Here is a 19,086-nt window from a genome sequence, read left to right as displayed (position 1 = left end):
GTGGCGACCGCCGAGACCACCACCACGTGGCGCCGCGACCGGCTGTCGGCGCTGGGGGAGCTGCTCAACCGGCCGCTCACCTCCTACTACCTGCTGCTGGGGTGCAGCGGGCTGCTGCTCGCGCTCGGGCTGATGATGGTGCTGTCCGCCTCCAGCATCGAGGCGCTGCAGAAGACCGGCGACCCGTTCTACTGGTTCCTCAAGCAGTCGATCTCGATGGGCCTCGGCCTCGTGGTCATGTGGATCTGCTCGCACCTGCCGCAGCGGTTCTTCCGGCTCGCCGGCTACCCGCTGATGGCGCTGGCGATCATCGGCCTGATCATGGTCATCTTCATCGGCGAGAGCGAGCTGGGCGCGCAGCGGTGGATCTACATCGGCAGCTTCACCGTCCAGCCATCAGAGCCCGCCAAGCTCGGCCTGGTGCTGTGGGGCGCCGACCTGCTCGCGCGCCGCGCCAAGGGCGGCCTGATCGAGTGGCGGCAGCTGCTGATCCCGCTCATGCCCGGCACCGCGCTCCTGGCGATCCTGGTCATGCTGGGCAGCGACCTCGGCACCACGCTGGTGCTCATGCTGATCTTCCTGGCGCTGCTGTGGGTCGTCGGCGCTCCGCTGCGGCTGTTCGGCGGCATCCTGGCCGTCGCCACGCTGGCCACCGTCATCATGATCAGCGTCGAGGGGTACCGCTCGGCCCGCATCCAGGGCTGGCTGGACGTCTGGGGCAACGCGCAGGGCTCCGGCTACCAGGCCGCACAGGGGCAGATCGCCATGGGCTCCGGCGGCTGGTTCGGGCTCGGGCTCGGCAGCAGCAGGCAGAAGTGGAGCTGGGTGCCGCACGCCGAGAGCGACTTCATCTTCTCGATCATCGGCGAGGAGCTCGGCCTGATGGGCACCCTGGTCGTGGTCGCGCTCTTCGGCATCCTCGGATACGCCGGCCTGCGCGTGGCCACGCGGGTCAAGGACCCGTTCGTCCGGCTCGTGTCCTGCGCCTCGGTGGCGTGGATCACCGGGCAGGCCATCGTCAACATCGGCGCGGTCATCGGCGTCCTGCCCATCACCGGCATCCCGCTGCCCCTGGTGTCGTACGGTGGTTCGGCGCTGTTGCCCACGCTGGCGGCGCTTGGCATGTTGTTGTCGTTCGCCAAACGCGAGCCGGGCGCGGCCGACGCGCTCGCCGCTCGTGGACCGGGGCCCGCGGCGCGGGCCCTAAGCTGGCTTGGCCTGAGTCGCCCGCCGGCGAGAGATCGCCGGCCCGGACGACTCCGGCCGACATCGAGGCACGCGGAGTGAAAGGACCGACATGAGGGTGGTCCTCGCAGGCGGCGGTACGGCCGGCCACATCGAACCAGCCCTGGCTCTGGCCGACGCGCTGCGCAGGCTTGATCCGGGCATCGGCATCACCTGCCTCGGCACCGAGCGCGGGCTGGAGACCCGGCTGGTGCCGGCGCGGGGGTACGAGCTGGCGCTCGTGCCCGCGGTGCCGCTGCCACGGGCGATCACGCCACAGCTGCTCACGGTCCCCGGCCGGCTGGCGGGGGCGATCAACGCCGCCGCGGGCATCATGGAGCGCGTCCAGGCCGACATGCTGGTCGGCTTCGGCGGCTACGTCGCGACCCCGGCCTACCTCGGCGCCCGGCGGCGCGGGGTGCCGATCGCGGTGCATGAGGCCAACCCCCGGCCCGGGCTGGCCAACCGGCTCGGCGCGCGGCTCACCGAGCACGTCTTCACCGGGCATCCGGAGGCCGCGCTGCCGCACTGCGAGTACGTCGGCATCCCGCTGCGCCACGAGATCGTCACGCTCGACCGGCTGTCCATGGGCGACAAGGCGCGGTCCTACTTCGGGCTCGAGAACGACCGCCCCACCCTGCTGGTGTTCGGCGGCTCCCAGGGGGCACGCTCCCTGAACGAGGCCGCCCTGGCGGCCTCGCCCGCGCTGCGGCGGGCCGGCGTGCAGGTGCTGCACGTGATCGGCCCCAAGAACACCGTCGTCGAGGAGCCGCCTCCGGGCGACCCGCAGTACGTCGTGCTGCCCTACGTCGACCGCATGGACCTCGCCTACGCCGCCGCCGACTTCGTGCTCTGCCGCGGCGGCGCCATGACCTGCGCCGAGCTGACCGCCGTGGGGCTGCCCGCGGCGTACGTCCCGCTGCCGCACGGCAACGGCGAGCAGAAGCTCAACGCCCTGCCGATCGTGCAGGCCGGGGGAGGCATGATGGTCGACAACGCCGACCTGACCGCCGACTGGATCATCCAGTCCGTGCTCCCGGTGCTGCGCGACCCCGAACGCGTGGCGGCGATGTCGGACGCCGCGTCCCGCATGGGCCGCAAGGACGCCGACACCGTGCTCGCCCGCCGGATCCTGGAGATCGCGTCCGCGGAGGGCCGCCGATGAGCCTGGTCAAGCTGGTCGACACCGTGGCGGCGAAGTCGCTCGGCCGGGTGCACTTCATCGGCATCGGCGGCGCGGGCATGTCCGGCATCGCCCGCATCCTGCTCAAGCGGGGCGTGGCGGTGTCCGGCAGCGACGCCCGCAGCTCCCAGCTCGTCGCCGAGCTGCGCGAGCTGGGCGCCACCGTGCACGTCGGCCACGCCGCCTCCCACATCAGGAACGTCGACACCGTCGTGGTGTCCACCGCCATCCGCGACTCCAACCCCGAGCTGGGCGAGGCGCTGCGCCAGGGGTTGCGGGTCATCCCGCGCGCCGCGGCGCTGGCCTCGCTGATGGTGGGGCGCACCGGCATCGCGGTGGCCGGCACGCACGGCAAGACCACCACGACCTCCATGCTGACCGTCGCCCTGCAGAAGTGCGGGCGCGACCCGTCCTACTGCGTGGGCGGCCAGCTCGTCACCACCGGCCTCGGCGCCGACGAGGGGGCCGGCGACGTCTTCGTGGCCGAGGCCGACGAGAGCGACGGCTCCTTCCTCATGCTCGCCCCCGAGATCGCCGTGGTCACCAACGTCGAGGCCGACCACCTCGACAACTACGGCGACCCCCAGGCGGTGTACGACAGCTTCGCCCGCTTCGTCGAGCGCGTCGGCTCCTCCCTGGTGCTGTGCGCCGACGACCCCGGCGCCATGGTGCTGGCCCCGCTGGCGCGGGCGCGCGGCCTGCGGGTGACCACCTACGGCGAGGCCGAGGGCGCCGACCTTCGTGTCACCGGCATCGCGCCCGACGGGTTCGGCGTGGCGTTCTCGGTGGAGGGCGACGGCGACGTCCGCCTCTCGGTGCCCGGGCGGCACAACGCCCTGAACGCCGCCGCCGCGATCGCGGTCGCCGCCGAGCTGGGCGTGCCGTTCGACGAGTTCCGCGAGGGGCTGGCGGAGTTCACCGGCGCCAAGCGCCGGTTCGAGGCCAAGGGCGAGGCGGCCGGGGTGGCCGTCTTCGACAGCTACGCCCACCACCCGACCGAGCTGGCCGCCGACCTGCGCGCCGCGCGCGACGTGGTGGCGTCCTTCTCCGGGCCGTCGGGGCGGGTCATCGCGGTCTTCCAGCCCCACCTGTACTCCCGCACCCGCTTCTTCGCCGCCGAGTTCGGCGAGGCCCTCGGGCTGGCCGACGAGGCCGTCGTGCTCGACGTCTACGGCGCCAGGGAGGACCCCGAGCCCGGGGTCTCCGGGGCGCTGGTGGCCGGCAAGGTGCGCCTGCCGGCCGAGCACGTGGTGTACGCCCCCGACCGCGGCCTGGTGCCGGGCCTGGTCGCCGAGCGCGCCCGCGCGGGCGACGTCGTGCTCACGATGGGAGCCGGCGACGTCACCGAGCTGGGGCCGCACATCCTGGCCGAGCTCGCGTCGCGGTGAGCCCTCGGGCGTTGCGCGCCGGATTCGCCGTCCTGCTGTCGTGCGGGGTGGTGGGGGCCGCCGCGTGGCTGGTCTTCTTCTCCCCGGTCCTCGGCGTGCGGGAGATCACGGTGTCCGGCAACGCCCGCCTGCCGGCCGAGCGCGTCCGCGGCGCGGCCGGGGTCCCCGACCGTCAGCCGCTGGCCACCGTCGACCTCGACCTGGTGCGCGGCCGCGTCGCCGCGCTGCGCGAGGTGGAGTCGGCCACCGTGGAGCGCAGCTGGCCCGGGACGCTGCGGGTCCGCGTCACCGAGCGCAGGCCGCTGGCCGTGGTGGTCTCGGGCGGCAGGGCGGCGGTGGTCGACCGGCACGCGGTGGTGATCGAGACCAGGAGCTCCGCGCCGCCGGGGCTGCCCGAGCTGCACGTGTCCCGTTTCGGACGGGGCGATCCCGCGACCCGGGCCGCGCTGGCCGTCGTCGGCGGCCTTCCCTGGCAGCTGGCCGGCAGGGTCGAGACGGTCCGCGCCACGACGGCCGACGATGTCTCGCTCCGGCTGGGCGACGGGCGTACGATCATGTGGGGCGGGGCCGAGAAGACCCGCGCCAAGGCGCGCATCGCGCTGAGACTGCTCGAACAGCGTGCCGACACGTACGACGTCAGCTCGACCGATGTCGTGACGGTGCAGTGACGTACCCCATAACGTGGTGGCCACCGGCCGGAGCGAAAGGGACACGCCGCAACACGCCGGGCGGGCTTCCGGCGCGGTGAGTTGACCCTGGGGGAGGGGCAACCCTACTGTCCGTATCATTCCTCAGGTTGACATAACTCTAAATCTCAACTTGAGGGTGAGGGTTAGCCAATAAGGTCCGGCACCGTTTCGGGCTTCACGTAATGCAAGTACAACGAGCGGAAAGGTCCCTCGTCGTGGCAGCACCGCAGAACTACCTCGCGGTCATCAAGGTCGTCGGCATCGGCGGCGGCGGAGTGAACGCCGTGAACCGGATGATCGAGGAGGGACTCAAGGGCGTCGAGTTCATCGCTATCAACACCGACGCCCAGGCGCTGCTGATGAGTGACGCCGACGTCAAGCTGGACGTGGGCCGCGAGCTCACGCGCGGCCTCGGCGCGGGAGCCAATCCCGAGGTCGGGCGCAGGGCGGCCGAAGATCACCGCGAGGAGATCGAAGAGGTCATCAAGGGCGCCGACATGGTCTTCGTCACGGCGGGCGAGGGCGGCGGCACCGGCACCGGCGGCGCCCCCGTGGTCGCCAGCATCGCACGGTCGCTCGGTGCGTTGACCATAGGAGTCGTCACCCGGCCCTTCAGCTTCGAGGGGCGCCGCCGCGCGATGCAGGCCGAGGCCGGCATCGAGACGCTGCGCGACGAGGTCGACACCCTGATCGTCATCCCGAACGACCGCCTGCTGTCCATCTCCGACCGGCAGGTCAGCGTGCTGGACGCCTTCAAGGCGGCCGACCAGGTGCTGCTGTCGGGTGTCCAGGGCATCACCGACCTCATCACCACACCCGGTCTGATCAACCTGGACTTCGCCGACGTGAAGTCCGTGATGTCCGGCGCCGGCTCGGCGCTGATGGGAATCGGCCACGCCCGCGGCGACGACCGCTCCGTCGCGGCGGCCGAGATGGCCGTCTCCAGCCCGCTGCTGGAGGCCAGCATCGACGGCGCGCACGGCGTGCTGCTGTCCATCGCCGGCGGGTCCGACCTCGGTCTCTTCGAGATCAACGAGGCGGCCCAGCTCGTGTCGAGCGCGGCGGCGTCCGACGCCAACATCATCTTCGGCACGGTCATCGACGACGCCCTCGGAGACGAGGTGCGGGTCACGGTGATCGCCGCGGGCTTCGACGAGCCCGAGGCGCCGGCCGCCATGCAGCAGCCGGCCGCGCGCTCGCAGCCCGCACGGCCCGCCTCTCCGATGGCGCCGGCGTCCGGCGGGTCGTCGCCCGCCCAGAACCAGCCGTCACGGCCCAGCGCGTTCGCCTCCTCAAGGAGCGAGCAGCCCCGCGCCGAGCAGCCGCCCGCCCCGGTACGTTCCCTGCCGGTCCAGCAGGCCCCCGCTCCACCTTCGCCCGCCCCCGCTCCCGAGCCCGCCGCCGAGCCGTCCCCCGCCGCGAGCACGGCGTCCGCCGCGTCCGGCCCCGCGCCGTTCGCGCGGGAGGCCGACTCCCAGAGCCAGGCCGACGGGCAGCAGGGCCCGGTGTCGGTGCCGCGCCCGGCTCCCGAACCGCCCACCCCCATCACCTCCCGCGTCTCCGAGCCCGCCCGGCGCCGTCCGGTGGTCTTCGAGGAGCAGGAGGAGGAGCTGGACGTCCCCGACTTCCTCAAGTGAGCCCGGGGCACGCCCGGTTCCGCCAACGCCGCGCCGCCTCCCCCCGAGGTGAGGCCGGTTCCCCCCGAGGTGACGCCCCCCTCCCGCCGGTAGGCTCAGGCCCGGCGCCTACGCTTGAGCCTCCCCCCGTACGTCCCGACACGGCGAAGTGACCGAAGCCCCACGTGAACGACCCCGAGATCACGCGACGCGACCAGATCGCGGCGGGCCTCGCCGAGGTGGAGCGGCGCATCGCCGCCGCCTGCGAGGCCGCCGGGCGCGCCCGCGACGAGATCACCCTGATCGCGGTCACCAAGACCTACCCGGCCTCCGACGTCGGCGTCCTCGCCGCGCTCGGCGTGCGCGACGTGGGGGAGAACCGCGACCAGGAGGCGGCGGCCAAGGTCGCCGACTGCTCCGGCCTGCCGCTCAGATGGCACTTCGTCGGGCAGCTCCAGACCAACAAGGCCAGGTCGGTGGTCGGGTACGCCGACATGGTGCACTCGGTCGACCGCGCGCGGCTCGCCACGGCGCTCGACCGCGAGGCGCTCGCGGCCGGACGCCGTCTCACCTGCCTGGTGCAGGTGGCGCTGGACGACGACCCCGCGCGCGGCGGCGTCCCGGCGGCCGGGCTGCCCGCCCTGGCGGCGGCGATCGAGGAGGCCGAAGGCCTTGTGCTCGGAGGCCTGATGGCGGTGGCGCCGCTCGGCGCCGACCCCTCCCGGGCGTTCGCCCGGCTGGAAGAGCTGTCGCGCTCGTTGCGCGAGCGATACCCTCATGCGACCGCCGTCTCCGCCGGAATGAGCGGCGATCTGGCCGAGGCGATCGCCCACGGCGCGACACACGTGCGTGTCGGTACGGCGTTGCTCGGCCGTCGGAAGGCCTTCGTCAGGTAATGTCCCAGCGAGTGGACCTTGATGTCCATGTATCCGAGCAGAGGTCGACAGCAATGCCTTAGGTTGCTCCGGGTACGGCGACCATGAGCAGGAGGACGACGGAGCGATGGCCGGCGCGATGCGCAAGATGGCGGTCTACCTCGGTCTCGTGGAGGACGACCGCTACCCGGATTACGTCGGCTACGCCGACGACGACGACTACGCCGACGACTACACCGACCGCCGGCGCCTCGACGAGCGTGGCGTTGGAACGCCACAAGAGGGCTCAGAGGAGCTGGAGGGCGCCGTTCCCGCCCCGAGGGCGGGCGCCGCCGTCGTGGAGCGCCGTACGACCGATCTGGCGCGTATCACGACCCTCCACCCGCGCACGTACAACGAGGCGCGGACGATCGGGGAGCACTTCCGCGAGGGCACCCCCGTCATCATGAACTTGACCGAAATGGTCGACAGCGACGCGAAGCGATTGGTTGATTTCGCGGCAGGTCTGGTCTTCGGCCTACATGGCAGCATCGAACGTGTTACCAACAAGGTGTTCCTGTTGTCCCCAGCCAATGTCGAGGTGACCGCCGAGGACAAGGCTCGTATCGCGGAACGCGGGTTCTTCAACCAGAGCTAGAGTTCCACCATGAACAGTCAACGGACACTCGTGGCCCACCCACACCAAGGTCGGCACTGCGGTAGGGAGGCGGGACGCGGCCGTGGGGATCGTTAGCACCATCCTGACCACCATACTGTCGATCTACCTGGTGTTGCTGATCGGCCGGATGATCTTCGAGACGGTGCAGGCGTTCGCCCGCTCATGGCGTCCCCGGGGGATCGTCCTGGTGCTCGCGGAGGCGACGTACACGGCCACCGATCCACCTCTCAAGTTCCTCCGCCGTTTCATTCCGCCCCTCCGGTTGGGTACGGTGGCCTTTGACCTAAGCTTCACAGTGCTGTTCATTGTGGTCTTGGTCATGATCCAGATCGTGTCCGCGCTTCCTTTTTGATCGGGTACCGTCCCCCGGATCCCCGGACAGACTCCGAGCGCGCCAAGGAGACCGAAATGCCGCTGACGCCCGCTGATGTGCGGAACAAGCAGTTCAGTACCACCCGGCTGCGGCCGGGGTACGACGAGGAAGAGGTCGACGCCTTCCTCGATGAGGTGGAGGCCGAGCTCGACCGCCTCATCCAGGAGAACGAAGAGCTCCGGGCGAAGCTGACCGAGTGCCTGCGCGGGGGCAAGGTCCCCGGCGGCATGGGCATGGCCATGGCCCCCGCTCCGGTGGCCGAGCCCAAGCCCGAGATGATGATGCCGCAGCCTGAGCCCATGAAGCCGCCGGAGCCGATCCGGCCCGAGCCGGTGCCCGTCGGCATGGGCATGCCGCCCGCCGAGGACAACATGGACACCGCGGCGCGCGTGCTCGCCCTGGCGCAGCAGACCGCCGACCAGGCGATCGCCGACGCCCGCCGCGAGGCCGACGAGACCGTCACCCGCGCCCGCCGCGAGGCCGACGAGATCCTCGGCAAGGCGCGCCGCCAGGCCGAGCAGATCATCGGCGACGCGCGCGCCCGCGCGGAGACGCTGGAGCGCGACGCCCAGGAGCGTCACAGGCAGGCGATGGGCTCGCTGGTGCAGACCCGCGACGAGCTGGAGCGCAAGGTCGAGGAGCTGCGCAGCTTCGAGCGCGAGTACCGCAGCAGGCTCAAGCTGTACCTGGAGAACCAGCTCGCCGAGCTCAACGTCGCGGCGGAGGGCAGTGGCGGGTTCCCCGTGGTCGGCGCCCAGATGGGCGGCGCACCGGCGATGTCGCACGCGGCGGCCCCCGGCCCGCAGCAGCAGATGACCGCCGGCCCGAACAACCCGTTCGGCCCCGAGCCCACCCAGCACTCCGGAGCATTCCAGGGAGTCGACGGCCCGCACAACGACCGCCGTTAGAGTAGCGGGTCAGGTCTCCGCCGGCCCGTGACTGGGAGCTTCAGTGATCTACCTCAGCGCGATTCTGGTCGTCCTCGCCTTCGGCCTGCTGGTCGCGGGCGTGGTCACCGGAACAGCGGTCCCGGTCATGTGGTCGATCGTGGTCAGCGTGCTCTCCGCGGTCTTCCTGATGATCGGGGCGTTGCTGCGACGCCACGAGCTGTTCCCCTCCGGGGGCGCGGCGGCCCCCGGGCCGCCGATGTCTCCGGCCGGTGCGGCCGGCCCCGCGGGCCGGCCGGGTGCGCCGGCGTCCGCCACCGCCCCGCCCCGCGGGCTGTCGCCGCTCACCCCCCACCCCCTTGGCGCGCCGGTCACGACGCGCCACTCGGCCACGCCGCGGGCGTTCCCCGCGACGTCGCACCCCCCGGTCGGCGCGGGGGGGCGTCCGTCCCCCGACTCCATCGTGCTGGTCATCCCGGGCCGCAAGCGGTTCCACCTGCCCGGGTGTCGCCAGCTCATGGGTCGTGGATTCGAGGAGCTCACCTACGAAGAGGCCCGCGACGAGGGCTTCACCGCGTGCACCACCTGCCTGCTCACCGGCCCCGCCCCCGGTGACGCCGAGGACGACGCGGCAGGCCCCGGCGCCACGACCGCCGTCGCACGTGATGCCGTCCCCGACACGACGGGTGTCCCGGGTGAGCCCGGCGATGCCCGCGACACGACGGCCGTAGCCCGCCTCGGCTCCGTTCCGGGTGCCGCCGGTACCCGCCCCGGCCCCCCGCCGAGCGAGGCCGGCAACCTCACCAGACCCGTCCCAGGCAAGGGCGAGCCGGCCGAGAAGCCCTCACCCTCCGCCTCCTCGCGAGGCGAAGAGCCCTCCCGCCCTGGCCGCTCGCCGGGTCAGGAGACCTCCCGCCCCGGCTCCTCGCGGGACGAGGAGACGTCACGCCCCGGCCGCTCGCCGGGCGAGGAGGCCGCACGTCTCGGCCGCTCGCCGGGTCAGGAGACCTCCCGCCCCGGCTCCTCGCGGGACGAGCAGACGTCACACTCCGGCGACTCGCCGGGCGAGGAGACCGCACGCCCGGGCTCCGCCGCCTCCTCGTCCGAAGGCTGGTTCGCCGGGACCGAGCGGGGCGCGAAGGGGGCTCCCGGATCCCCCTCGCGCACGTCCTCGACACCGGGCGCGACCCCCTACGCCGTGCCGCCGAAGCCGGTGGTCCTGCCCGAGGCCGTCAGCCCCTTCCAGGCGTTCAAGCGCCCCGAGGCGACCAAGAACGGCCCCGCGACCCCGCCGCCCGCCAAGGGCGGGCAGCCCGGCGCGAAGCCGCCGGAGAAGGACGTGCCCGCCAACGGCACCCCCGAGAAGCGCACCCCGGCGAACGGCACCCCGGGAAAGGGCACGTCCGCGCACGGCACCCCGGGGAAGAGCACGTCCGCGAACGGCGACCCGGGCAAGAGCGCGTCCGCGAACGGCGACCCGGGGAAGAGCAGGTCCGCGACCGAGGCTCCCCGACAGGGCAAGCCCGCGACCGAGGCCCCCCGACAGGATGAGCCCGCTAACGAGGGCCCCCAACAGGGCAAGCCCGCGAACGAGGGCCCTCGACGAGGCAAGCCGGCGAACCAGGGTTTCGGACAGGGCAAGCCCGCGACTCCGGGTTCCGGACAGGCCTCGTCCGCGGACGAGGCTTCCGGGAGGGGCACGCCCGCGAACGGGGTGCCCGAGAAGGGCGCCCCCGCGAACGGGGTGCCCGAGAGAGGCACGCCCGCGAAGAGGGGTTCGGACGCCGCCGAGGACGACGAGCCGGGGACGGCCACGGAAACTTTCACGCCCATCGCGTCGCCGAAGGCCACATCCTCGCCCACTCCGCCGCCCCGCACCGAGCCCGCCAAGCCCGGCGAAGCCGCCTCCCGAGACGAGGCTGACACCACCGCCGAGGCGTCGCGCGAACGCGCCGCCAAGGCCTCAGGCGCCCGCCGCCCCGGCATCGTCAAGGTCATCCCCGGCACCCGGCGCTACCACAGCTCCGCCTGCCCACTCGTCAGAGGCGCCGACCCCGCCACCCTGGAGACGATGTCCCGAGCCGACGCCGAAGCAGCCGACCTGACCCACTGCTCGGTCTGCTCCAGAGACGACTGACTTACCCGCCTGAGAAACTCGGCGTGGCCCGTGGTTGACGCGTTCCTGGCGACACCGGCAACTTCTCGCCAAAACAGGGAGCACCCCCTGGTCGGGACAACGCGCTGCGCTGCGCGACTTCTGGCCGGACGATATTCCCGAGGATTTCACCGCTGACCTGTCTATTCTTCTCCACTGGAGCGATGCGCGTATCCGATTGCGTCCCGTTCTAGCCGACGACTGGGTGAACCCGCAGCGTCCAAAGCCGGACCTCATCTTCCAGGAGTTCGCGCTGCTGACCAACTACGCGGTTCGCCACAAGCGACTGCCTGCCGAGCAGAGGGCAGAGCTTGAACGCTGGTTCGAAGTGGTTCACACGCTTATGAGCGAGTACAGGCCCGGCGAGGACGACCCGCAGCGGTTCGAGGAGAGCCTGCTGGAGCGTTCACTGAACCAGTTGAACCGATTTCTCAAGGGCGGCATCGCGCCAATCCGCAAGCGCTCTCCGTAAACCGGGCACACCGGCCGGTATCAGAGAACCTCCTCGCAGTCTTTGTCCTGCCAGACGAGGGTGCCTGCCAATCCCGTCATCCCTGACCATGTCCTCGACCGGCGCGAGGATGATCCCCACCCCGGTCACCGCATGATGAGCAGGGATCTTCACGGAGGGAAGGCCCCGAGAGTTCCGGGGCCTTCCCCCAGTGGGCGGTCAGGCTGTGACGCGGTTCAGGTGGAAGGTCAGGCCCAGGGCGGGGTCCTGGTGGGCGGGGAGGGGGGCCGGGGGGGTGCCCTCGGTGAGGGTGGTGGCGAGGACCTCCTCGGAGAGCTTCGCGCCGTCGGCGCGGAGGGCCTCGGCGAGGTCGCCCGAGGCGGTCCACCACAGGTCGATGCGGTCGGTGATCTCCAGGCCGCTCGACTTGCGGGCGTCCTGCACCAGGCGGATCACCTCGCGCACCAGGCCAGCGCGCCACAGCTCGGGGGTGACCGCGAGGTCGAGGGCGATGGTCTCGCCGGTGCCCGTGCCGACGGCGCCGGTCTCGACGGCCCACCCGGCGCGCGGCTGCTCGGTGACGATGACGTCGTCGCCGCCGATCGCCACCTCCTCGCCGCCGACGGTCACCGTCGCGGCCTCGCCCGCCCGGATGCGGGCGGCCAGGGCGGCGGGGTCGGCCGCGGTGACGGCCGCGGCGACGTCCTTGGTGCCGCCGCCGAACCGCTTGCCCAGCACGCGGAAGTTGGGCTTGACGGTGAACGACACCAGGTCGGCGGAGAACGACGAGAGGTCCTCCAGCGTCTGCACGTTCAGCTCATCGGCGATCAGGTCGCGCAGGGAGGAGTCCAGCGCGCCCCAGCCCGGGGCGCCGACGAGCGCCCGGCCGAGCGGCTGGCGGGTCTTCACGCCGCTTCCCGCGCGCGCCGACCTGCCGAGCTCCACCAGGCGCCTGACCAGGGCCATCTGCTCCGACAGGCCCGGGTCGAGCAGGTCGCGGTTCACCTCCGGCCAGGTTGCCAGGTGCACCGAGGGCGGCGCGTCGGGGGCGCGCAGCACGTCCCACAGGTAGTCGGTGAGGAACGGCACCAGGGGGGCCATCAGCCGGGTGACGGTCTCCAGGCACTCGTACAGGGTGGCGAACGCCGAGGCGTCACCCGACCAGAACCGGCGGCGCGACCTGCGGACGTACCAGTTGGACAGGTCGTCGAGGAACTCGGTGAGCCGTCGGCCCACGCGGGTGGTGTCGAAGGTCTCCATCGCCTCGGTGACCTCGGCCACGGTGCGGTTGAGCTCTCCCAGCGCCCAGCGGTCGATCAGCGGGCGCTCGGCGTACGCCGGCGCGTCCGCGAGCCGGGACGGCGACCACGACTCGGCGCCCGCGTACAGCGTGAAGAAGGAGGTGGTGTTCCAGTAGGTCAGCAGGACCTTCCGGACGATCTCCTCCAGCGACGCGTGCCCCACTCGGCGCGGCGACCACGGCGAGCCGGAGGTCGCCATGAACCAGCGCAGGGCGTCGGCGCCGTGCTGCTCCATGAGCGGGATCGGCTGGAGCACGTTGCCCAGGTGCTTGCTCATCTTGCGGCCGTCCTCGGCGAGGATCAGCCCCAGGCACAGCACGTTCTCGTACGACGACCGGTCGAACACCAGCGTGCCGACGGCCATCATCGAGTAGAACCAGCCGCGGGTCTGGTCGAGGGCCTCGCAGATGAACTGGCCGGGGTAGGAGCTCTCGAAGACGTCGCGGTTGACGTGCGGGGCGCCCCACTGGGCGAACGGCATGGCCCCGGAGTCGTACCAGGCGTCGATGACGTCGGGCACGCGCCGCGCCTCGGCGCCGCACGTGGGGCACGGGAAGGCGACGTCGTCCACGAACGGGCGGTGCGGGTCGAGGGCCGACAGGTCGTCCCCGGCGAGCTCGCCCAGCTCCTTGAGCGAGCCCACGCAGGTGACGTGGGAGTCGTCGGCCGAGCACACCCACAGCGGCAGCGGCGTGCCCCAGTAGCGCGACCGCGACAGCGCCCAGTCGACGTTGTTGCGCAGCCACTCGCCGTACCGGCCCTCCTTGATCGTCGCCGGGTACCAGGTGGTGCGGTCGTTCTCGGCGAGCAGGCGGTCCTTGACGGCGGTGGTGCGGATGTACCAGGACGGCAGCGCGTAGTACAGCAGCGCGGTGTGGCAGCGCCAGCAGTGCGGGTAGCTGTGGTCGAAGTGGCCGCCGCGGAACAGCAGCCCGCGTGCCCGCAGGTCGTCGGTCAGGCTGTCGTCGGCGTCCTTGAAGAACCTGCCGCCGACCAGCGGCACCTCGGCCAGGAAGCGCCCGTCGGGGCCGATGGGGTTGACCACCGGCAGGCCGTACCGCTTGCAGGTCGTCAGGTCGTCGGCGCCGAACGCCGGCGCCTGGTGCACCAGGCCGGTGCCGTCCTCCACGGTGACGTAGTCGGCGAGCACGACGTAGTGCGCGCCGGGGATGTCGACCAGCTCGAACGGCCGCGAGTAGGGGGTGCGCTCCAGCTCGGCGCCGGGGACGCGCTCGGTGACCGTCCAGCCCTCGCCCAGCGCGCTCTCCAGCAGCGGCTCGGCCACGACGACCGGCCGCTCACCCTCCTTGGCGGCGACCACGTAGGTCACCTCGGGGTGGACGGCGACCGCGGTGTTGGACACCAGGGTCCAGGGGGTGGTGGTCCAGATGAGCAGGTCGGCGCCCTCGAACCGGCCGGCGGTGACCGGCATGCGCACGTACACCGAGGGGCTGGAGACGGTCTCGTACCCGCCGGGCTGGCCGAGCTCGTGGTCGGACAGGCCGGTGCCGCAGCGCGGGCAGTACGGCGTGATCCGGAAGTCGCGGAACAGGAGGTCCTTGTCCCAGATGACCTTCAGGGACCACCAGACCGCCTCGACGTAGGAGGGGTCCATCGTGCGGTAGGCCTGGGACATGTCGACCCAGTAGCCCATGCGCTCGGTCATCTCCTCGAAGGCGTCCACGTGGCGCGCCACCGACTCGCGGCACCGCTCGTTGAACGCGGCGATGCCGTACGCCTCGATCTCGGGCTTGCCCGAGAGGCCGAGCTCCTTCTCGACGGCCACCTCGACCGGCAGGCCGTGGCAGTCCCACCCGGCCTTGCGGGGGACGTGGAAGCCGCGCATCGACTTGTAGCGGGGGAAGACGTCCTTGAACACGCGGGCCTCGACGTGGTGCACGCCGGGCATGCCGTTGGCGGTGGGCGGCCCCTCGTAGAACACCCAGGACGGGCCGCCGGCGTTCTGTTCCAGCGAGCGCTCGAAGACCTTGCCGTCACGCCAGCGGTCGAGCACCTCGGCCTCGAAGGCGGGCAGGTCGACGCGGGCGGGGAGGGGGCGGAAGTAGGGCGATGACATCGTAGGGACGGACCTCCACGCATAGCTTCTCCATGGCGTGGAGGGACGAGGCCGAAGGCCCCGCGGTACCACCCTCCTTGACCCCGTTTGGGAAACTTTCCCCAAATGAGGCCCACTCTTGTCACCGCTGCCGGCTCTACTGGGCTGCGCGCGGCGGTTACGCCCGCCGCAGCCGTTCTTCCGGCGGCTCAGGGGTGATCTTCTCTCCGGCTCTCGCCCCGGGCTCGCACCATCCCCGGGTCGCTCCTGCGAGGGGGCGCGGAGGTACTCGTCCCCGTCAACGCCTTGCAGACTAAAACGATATCCCACGGCGGGGAGAGGACCGACACATTTATGAGGGTGGCCATCAGGGTACGGCCGGGCGCCGCCCGGGAATCGGTCGGCGGAGGGTATGGCGATCGCGCGATCGTGGTCCGGGTGAACGCCCGCGCGGTGGACGGCAAGGCCACCGAGGCGGCCCTGCGCGCGGTCGCGTCGGCCTTCGGTGTGCGTCGCGCGGACGTGCGCCTGGTCAGCGGGGCGACAAGCCGGGACAAGGTCCTGGAGATCACAGGTAATGAGCAGGAATTGATCGAAAGGGCTACGGCGTTACGGATGGCGTAAACGGTCGGCGCGTCGTTTGTTCTTCCGATATGGCCGACCTATGCTTCCCGCACTGCTCATATGCTTGATCGGCGAGGAGGCCTTCATGGCCGGTATGACGCGGGCGGCGAAGACCGCCCCCCAGACGGACGTCGAGACGACATGGTCGGAGGGGGAGCTGTCGGAGGTTCGCGGGCGGCTCGCCGGGGAGATCGAAGAGCTGAACGCCGAGGTGGCGCGTGCGGAGTCGCAGATCGCCTCGGGCGACATCAGCGACAGCGCCGGGGACGACCAGGCCGACGCCGGCGCCAAGACGTATGAGCGGGAACGCGAGATCGCCCTTACCCTGAATGCGCGTGACCTGGTCGCGCAGAACGAGCGGGCGATCGCCCGCATCGACGCGGGAACATACGGAGTGTGCGAATCGTGCCACAAGCCGATCGGCAAGGAGCGCCTTCAGGCGTTCCCGAGGGCGACGCTGTGCGTGTCGTGCAAGCAGCGGGAGGAGCGCCGCTGAACGTCCCGTCCGACGACGGCGCGCCGGGGGAGGACTCCCCGGCCGCCGGGAGCGCCGGCGTCCGCTCCAAGCGCATCGGCACGCTCGCCGTGCTGGCGGTGGTCGTGTACGTGCTCGACCTCGTCACCAAGACGCTCGTGGTGGAGTACCTGGAGGGCCGGGATCCGGTCAGCGTGATCGGCGAGGTGCTCCGCATCCGGGTGATCCGCAACTCCGGCGCCGCGTTCAGCATCGGCACCGGCATGACGATCGTGTTCACGCTCATCGCGCTGGTCGTGGTGTTCGCGATCATCCGCACCGCGCGCCGGCTGCGCAGCGTCCCGTGGGCGATCACCCTGGGGCTGCTGCTCGGCGGCGCCCTGGGCAACCTCACCGACCGCCTCTTCCGCTATCCCGCGCCGCTGCAGGGGCACGTCGTCGACTTCATCGAGGTGTTCCCCGTCACGCGGTTCCCCATCTTCAACGTCGCCGACTCCGCCATCGTGTGCGGCGGCGTGCTCGCGGTCATCCTGGCCTGGCGCGGCCACCAGCTCGACGGCACCCGCGACACCGGCGCCGGCGACCAGGCGCCCGCCACCGACACGCCCGCCACCGACATCCCCGACGCCGAGGGCGACGGGGGTGGGCGGCGTGGGTGAGCTCCGCAGCCTGCCGGTCCCCGACGGTCTCGAGGGCGAGCGGCTGGACGCCGCGCTGGCGCGGCTGTTCGGGTTCTCCCGCACGCGCGCGGCCGAGCTGATCTCCGCCGGGGACGTCCAGGTCGACGGCGCCGCCGCCGCCAAGTCCGACCGCGTGCACGCCGGCGCGTGGCTGGAGGTCGTGATCCCGCCCCCGCCGTCGGCGCCCGTCGCGGTCCCCGAGCCCGTCCCGGGCATGCGAGTGGTGTACGAGGACGACGACATCGTCGTGGTCGACAAGCCGATCGGCGTGGCGGCGCACCCCACCGTCGGCTGGACGGGCCCGACCGTCCTCGGCGGGCTGCTGGGCGCCGGGCACCGGCTGTCCACCAGCGGCGCGGCCGAGCGGCAGGGCATCGTCCACCGGCTCGACGCCAACACCACCGGCGTCATGGTGGTCGCCAAGAGCGAGCCGGCCTACTCCCACCTGAAGCGCGCCTTCAAGGAGCGCACGGTCGACAAGCGCTACCACGCGCTGGTGCAGGGCCATCCCGACCCGCTGCGCGGCACCGTCGACGCCCCGATCGACCGGCATCCGTCCGGGGACGGCAGGTGGGCGGTCGTGGCGGGCGGCAGGCCGTCGATCACCCACTACGACACCATCGAGGCGTTCCGGGCCGCGTCGCTGCTGGACATCAGGCTGGAGACCGGGCGCACCCACCAGATCCGCGTCCACATGTCGGCCCTGCGCCACCCCTGCGTGGGTGACCTCCTGTACGGCGCCGACCCCACGCTCGCGGCCCGGCTCGGCGTGACGCGCCAGTGGCTGCACGCGGTGTCGCTCGGCTTCGAGCACCCCTCCTCAGGCATGCGGGTGTCCTTCTCCAGCGAGTACCCCGAGCAGCTCGCCCGGGCCCTGGACAAGGTCCGCGACGAGTCCTGACCCCGGCGGGCCGGGCCCGCCGTCCGCCCGGACGGCGGGAGCCTAGGCGCCGGGGGTGACGGTGCGCTCCTCGACGACGGCCTTGCCGTCCTCCTGGCCGGCGTGCCCCTCGGTGCCGCCGCCCTGGTCGTCGCTCTTCTCGTCGCCCGACGGGGCGTCCTCCCCGGCGTGTCCGGGGGGCACCACGTTGCCGGAGCCGTCCTCGGTCTCCCGGGGCTTCTTCGGCTCCTTGGGCTCTGGTTTGGGCTTGGTGGGCTTGTCCGCCGGGCCCGACGGCTTGTCGCGGTCCTTCTCGCCGGCGGTGGGCTTGGCGCGCTCGGACCGCTGCAGGGGCGACGACGGGTCCGGCGCGTAGCCGCCCTGCGGGGTGTTGCGCGTCACGACCTGGGCGGACGACTCCGCGGTCGGCGTCACCGAGACCGTCACCCGCACGGTCGGGGACGTCGCCGGCGTCACGCGCGCCCCGTCGGAGCGGGCGGTCACCCACGCCATGCCGCCGGCCACCAGGCCCACCGACAGCACCAGGGCGGTCAGCCCCGCCAGCGCCATCGCGCGCCCTCCCGAGCCGCCGGCGGAGCGCGGCGACGCGGGGGAGTGCGGCGGCGGAGGGGCGGCCGTGGCCGGCGCGGGGGCCGGCGCGGTGCCCTGGAGCGGCACGAACGGCGAGGTGGGCTCGGGCTGGATGCCCGCCGCCACCATGCGCAGGTATGTCTCGGCCTGGGCGGCGGTCAGCCGCTGCTCGGGGTCCTTGTGGAGCAGGCCCATGAGGACGGGCGCCAGCGGCCCGGCCAGCCGCAGCGGCGCGGGCGGGTCGTGCATGACGGCGCCGAGCGTCGCCAGCGGGTTACCGCGCTGGAACGGCGAGCGGCCCTCGACCGCGACGTACAGGGTCACCCCGAGCGACCACAGGTCGGACGCCCGCGTCGCCTGGCCGCCGGCGGCGCGCTCGGGCGCGATGAAGGCCGGGGTGCCGATCAGCATGCCCGTGCGGGTCACGGGGGAGTCGTCGTCCAGCATCGCGATGCCGAAGTCGGTGAGCACGGCGCGCCCGCCGTCCTTGGCGAGCAGCACGTTGTCGGGCTTGACGTCCCGGTGCAGGACCCCCGCCTGGTGGGCGGCCCTCAGCGCGGCCAGCACCTGCAGCCCGATCTCGGCGACGCGCGCCGGCGGCAGCGCGCCCTGGTCGCGGACCACGGCACCCAGGGTGTCGGAGTCGACCAGCTGCATCACGATCCAGGGGTGGCCGTTCTCCTCGAACACGTCGTAGACGGTGGCGACGCCGGCGTGGCACACGCGCCCCGCGGCGCGGGCCTCCCGGAACGTCCGTAACGCGAAGATCTCTCGCTCGGGCCCCGTCAGCTCCGGGGGCGCGATCAGCTCCTTGACCGCGACCTCGCGGCCCAGGATCTTGTCGGACGCCCGCCAGACGGTGCCCATGCCACCTCGGCCGATCGGTTCGTGCAGGTGGTACCTGCCTGCCACGACGTGGTCTGTGACCTGGGACGATTCCGGCATAGTCTTCCCGCTACCCTCAAATGCGGCCTACATTC

At 72.3% G+C, this 19,086-nt stretch carries 17 protein-coding genes; 15 read left to right on the top strand and 2 right to left on the bottom strand.

The features are described from left to right. The 11 genes from ftsW to PYR91_RS24520 all read left to right on the top strand — a co-directional run bounded on the left by ftsW (nt 1) and on the right by PYR91_RS24520 (nt 11,520). Nucleotides 1-1,287 (top strand): putative lipid II flippase FtsW, encoded by a 1,287-nt coding sequence (gene ftsW, locus PYR91_RS24570; RefSeq protein WP_279783237.1) that lies wholly within the window; start codon nt 1-3, stop codon nt 1,285-1,287. A 10-nt stretch (nt 1,288-1,297) separates the two neighbouring features. Beyond that, entirely contained in the window at nt 1,298-2,389 is a 1,092-nt protein-coding gene (gene murG, locus PYR91_RS24565; protein WP_279783235.1) for an undecaprenyldiphospho-muramoylpentapeptide beta-N-acetylglucosaminyltransferase, read from the top strand. Continuing rightward, nucleotides 2,386-3,795, top strand: a complete 1,410-nt coding sequence (murC, locus tag PYR91_RS24560; RefSeq protein ID WP_279783233.1) for a UDP-N-acetylmuramate--L-alanine ligase — start codon at nt 2,386-2,388, stop codon at nt 3,793-3,795. The genes murG and murC overlap by 4 nt, the downstream gene beginning before the upstream one ends. A gap of 11 nt (nt 3,796-3,806) precedes the next feature. Beyond that, complete coding sequence (locus PYR91_RS24555) at nt 3,807-4,463, top strand: FtsQ-type POTRA domain-containing protein (RefSeq protein ID WP_279783232.1); 657 nt, start codon at nt 3,807-3,809, stop codon at nt 4,461-4,463. A gap of 236 nt (nt 4,464-4,699) precedes the next feature. Continuing rightward, complete coding sequence (gene ftsZ / locus PYR91_RS24550; RefSeq protein WP_279783230.1) at nt 4,700-6,121, top strand: cell division protein FtsZ; 1,422 nt, start codon at nt 4,700-4,702, stop codon at nt 6,119-6,121. Nucleotides 6,122-6,285: 164 nt separating this feature from the next. After that, the gene (locus PYR91_RS24545; RefSeq protein ID WP_279783228.1) at nt 6,286-6,996 is read left to right on the top strand and encodes a YggS family pyridoxal phosphate-dependent enzyme; all 711 of its coding nucleotides are present in this window, start codon (nt 6,286-6,288) and stop codon (nt 6,994-6,996) included. A 106-nt stretch (nt 6,997-7,102) separates the two neighbouring features. Then, nucleotides 7,103-7,612 (top strand): cell division protein SepF, encoded by a 510-nt coding sequence (gene sepF / locus PYR91_RS24540; RefSeq protein WP_279783226.1) that lies wholly within the window; start codon nt 7,103-7,105, stop codon nt 7,610-7,612. Between the two features lie 82 nt (nt 7,613-7,694). After that, a complete protein-coding gene (locus tag PYR91_RS24535) occupies nt 7,695-7,985 on the top strand; it encodes a YggT family protein (protein WP_279783224.1) in 291 nt (96 codons plus the stop codon). A gap of 56 nt (nt 7,986-8,041) precedes the next feature. After that, a complete protein-coding gene (locus PYR91_RS24530; protein WP_279783223.1) occupies nt 8,042-8,914 on the top strand; it encodes a DivIVA domain-containing protein in 873 nt (290 codons plus the stop codon). Nucleotides 8,915-8,957: 43 nt separating this feature from the next. Further along, entirely contained in the window at nt 8,958-11,030 is a 2,073-nt protein-coding gene (locus PYR91_RS24525; RefSeq protein WP_279783221.1) for a hypothetical protein, read from the top strand. A gap of 34 nt (nt 11,031-11,064) precedes the next feature. Then, nucleotides 11,065-11,520: a hypothetical protein gene (locus PYR91_RS24520; RefSeq protein WP_279783219.1), complete on the top strand. Its 456-nt coding sequence runs from the start codon at nt 11,065-11,067 to the stop codon at nt 11,518-11,520. Nucleotides 11,521-11,718: 198 nt separating this feature from the next. On the opposite strand, the gene ileS is transcribed toward PYR91_RS24520, so the two are convergent. Then, nucleotides 11,719-14,877, bottom strand: a complete 3,159-nt coding sequence (ileS, locus tag PYR91_RS24515; RefSeq protein WP_279783217.1) for an isoleucine--tRNA ligase — start codon at nt 14,875-14,877, stop codon at nt 11,719-11,721. A gap of 333 nt (nt 14,878-15,210) precedes the next feature. On the opposite strand from ileS, the gene PYR91_RS24510 reads away from it, so the two are divergent. The 4 genes from PYR91_RS24510 to PYR91_RS24495 all read left to right on the top strand — a co-directional run bounded on the left by PYR91_RS24510 (nt 15,211) and on the right by PYR91_RS24495 (nt 17,536). Further along, nucleotides 15,211-15,480: a DUF167 domain-containing protein gene (locus PYR91_RS24510; protein WP_279783215.1), complete on the top strand. Its 270-nt coding sequence runs from the start codon at nt 15,211-15,213 to the stop codon at nt 15,478-15,480. Between the two features lie 94 nt (nt 15,481-15,574). Then, nucleotides 15,575-15,976, top strand: coding sequence for a TraR/DksA C4-type zinc finger protein (locus PYR91_RS24505; RefSeq protein WP_279783414.1), 402 nt, complete (start codon nt 15,575-15,577; stop codon nt 15,974-15,976). Beyond that, nucleotides 15,940-16,614, top strand: coding sequence for a signal peptidase II (lspA, locus tag PYR91_RS24500; RefSeq protein WP_279783212.1), 675 nt, complete (start codon nt 15,940-15,942; stop codon nt 16,612-16,614). The genes PYR91_RS24505 and lspA overlap by 37 nt, the downstream gene beginning before the upstream one ends. After that, the gene (locus tag PYR91_RS24495) at nt 16,607-17,536 is read left to right on the top strand and encodes an RluA family pseudouridine synthase (RefSeq protein ID WP_279783211.1); all 930 of its coding nucleotides are present in this window, start codon (nt 16,607-16,609) and stop codon (nt 17,534-17,536) included. Before lspA ends, PYR91_RS24495 begins: the two co-directional genes overlap by 8 nt. 42 nt (nt 17,537-17,578) lie before the next feature. On the opposite strand, the gene PYR91_RS24490 is transcribed toward PYR91_RS24495, so the two are convergent. Further along, on the bottom strand, nt 17,579-19,051 hold the full coding sequence (locus PYR91_RS24490) for a serine/threonine-protein kinase (protein WP_279783210.1): 1,473 nt from the start codon (nt 19,049-19,051) through the stop codon (nt 17,579-17,581). Between the last annotated feature and the right edge of the window lie 35 nt (nt 19,052-19,086).

It is taken from the genome of Sphaerisporangium sp. TRM90804 (assembly GCF_029846175.1).
GTDB lineage: Bacteria > Actinomycetota > Actinomycetes > Streptosporangiales > Streptosporangiaceae > Sphaerisporangium.
This window is presented reverse-complemented; position numbering and strand designations above follow the sequence as displayed.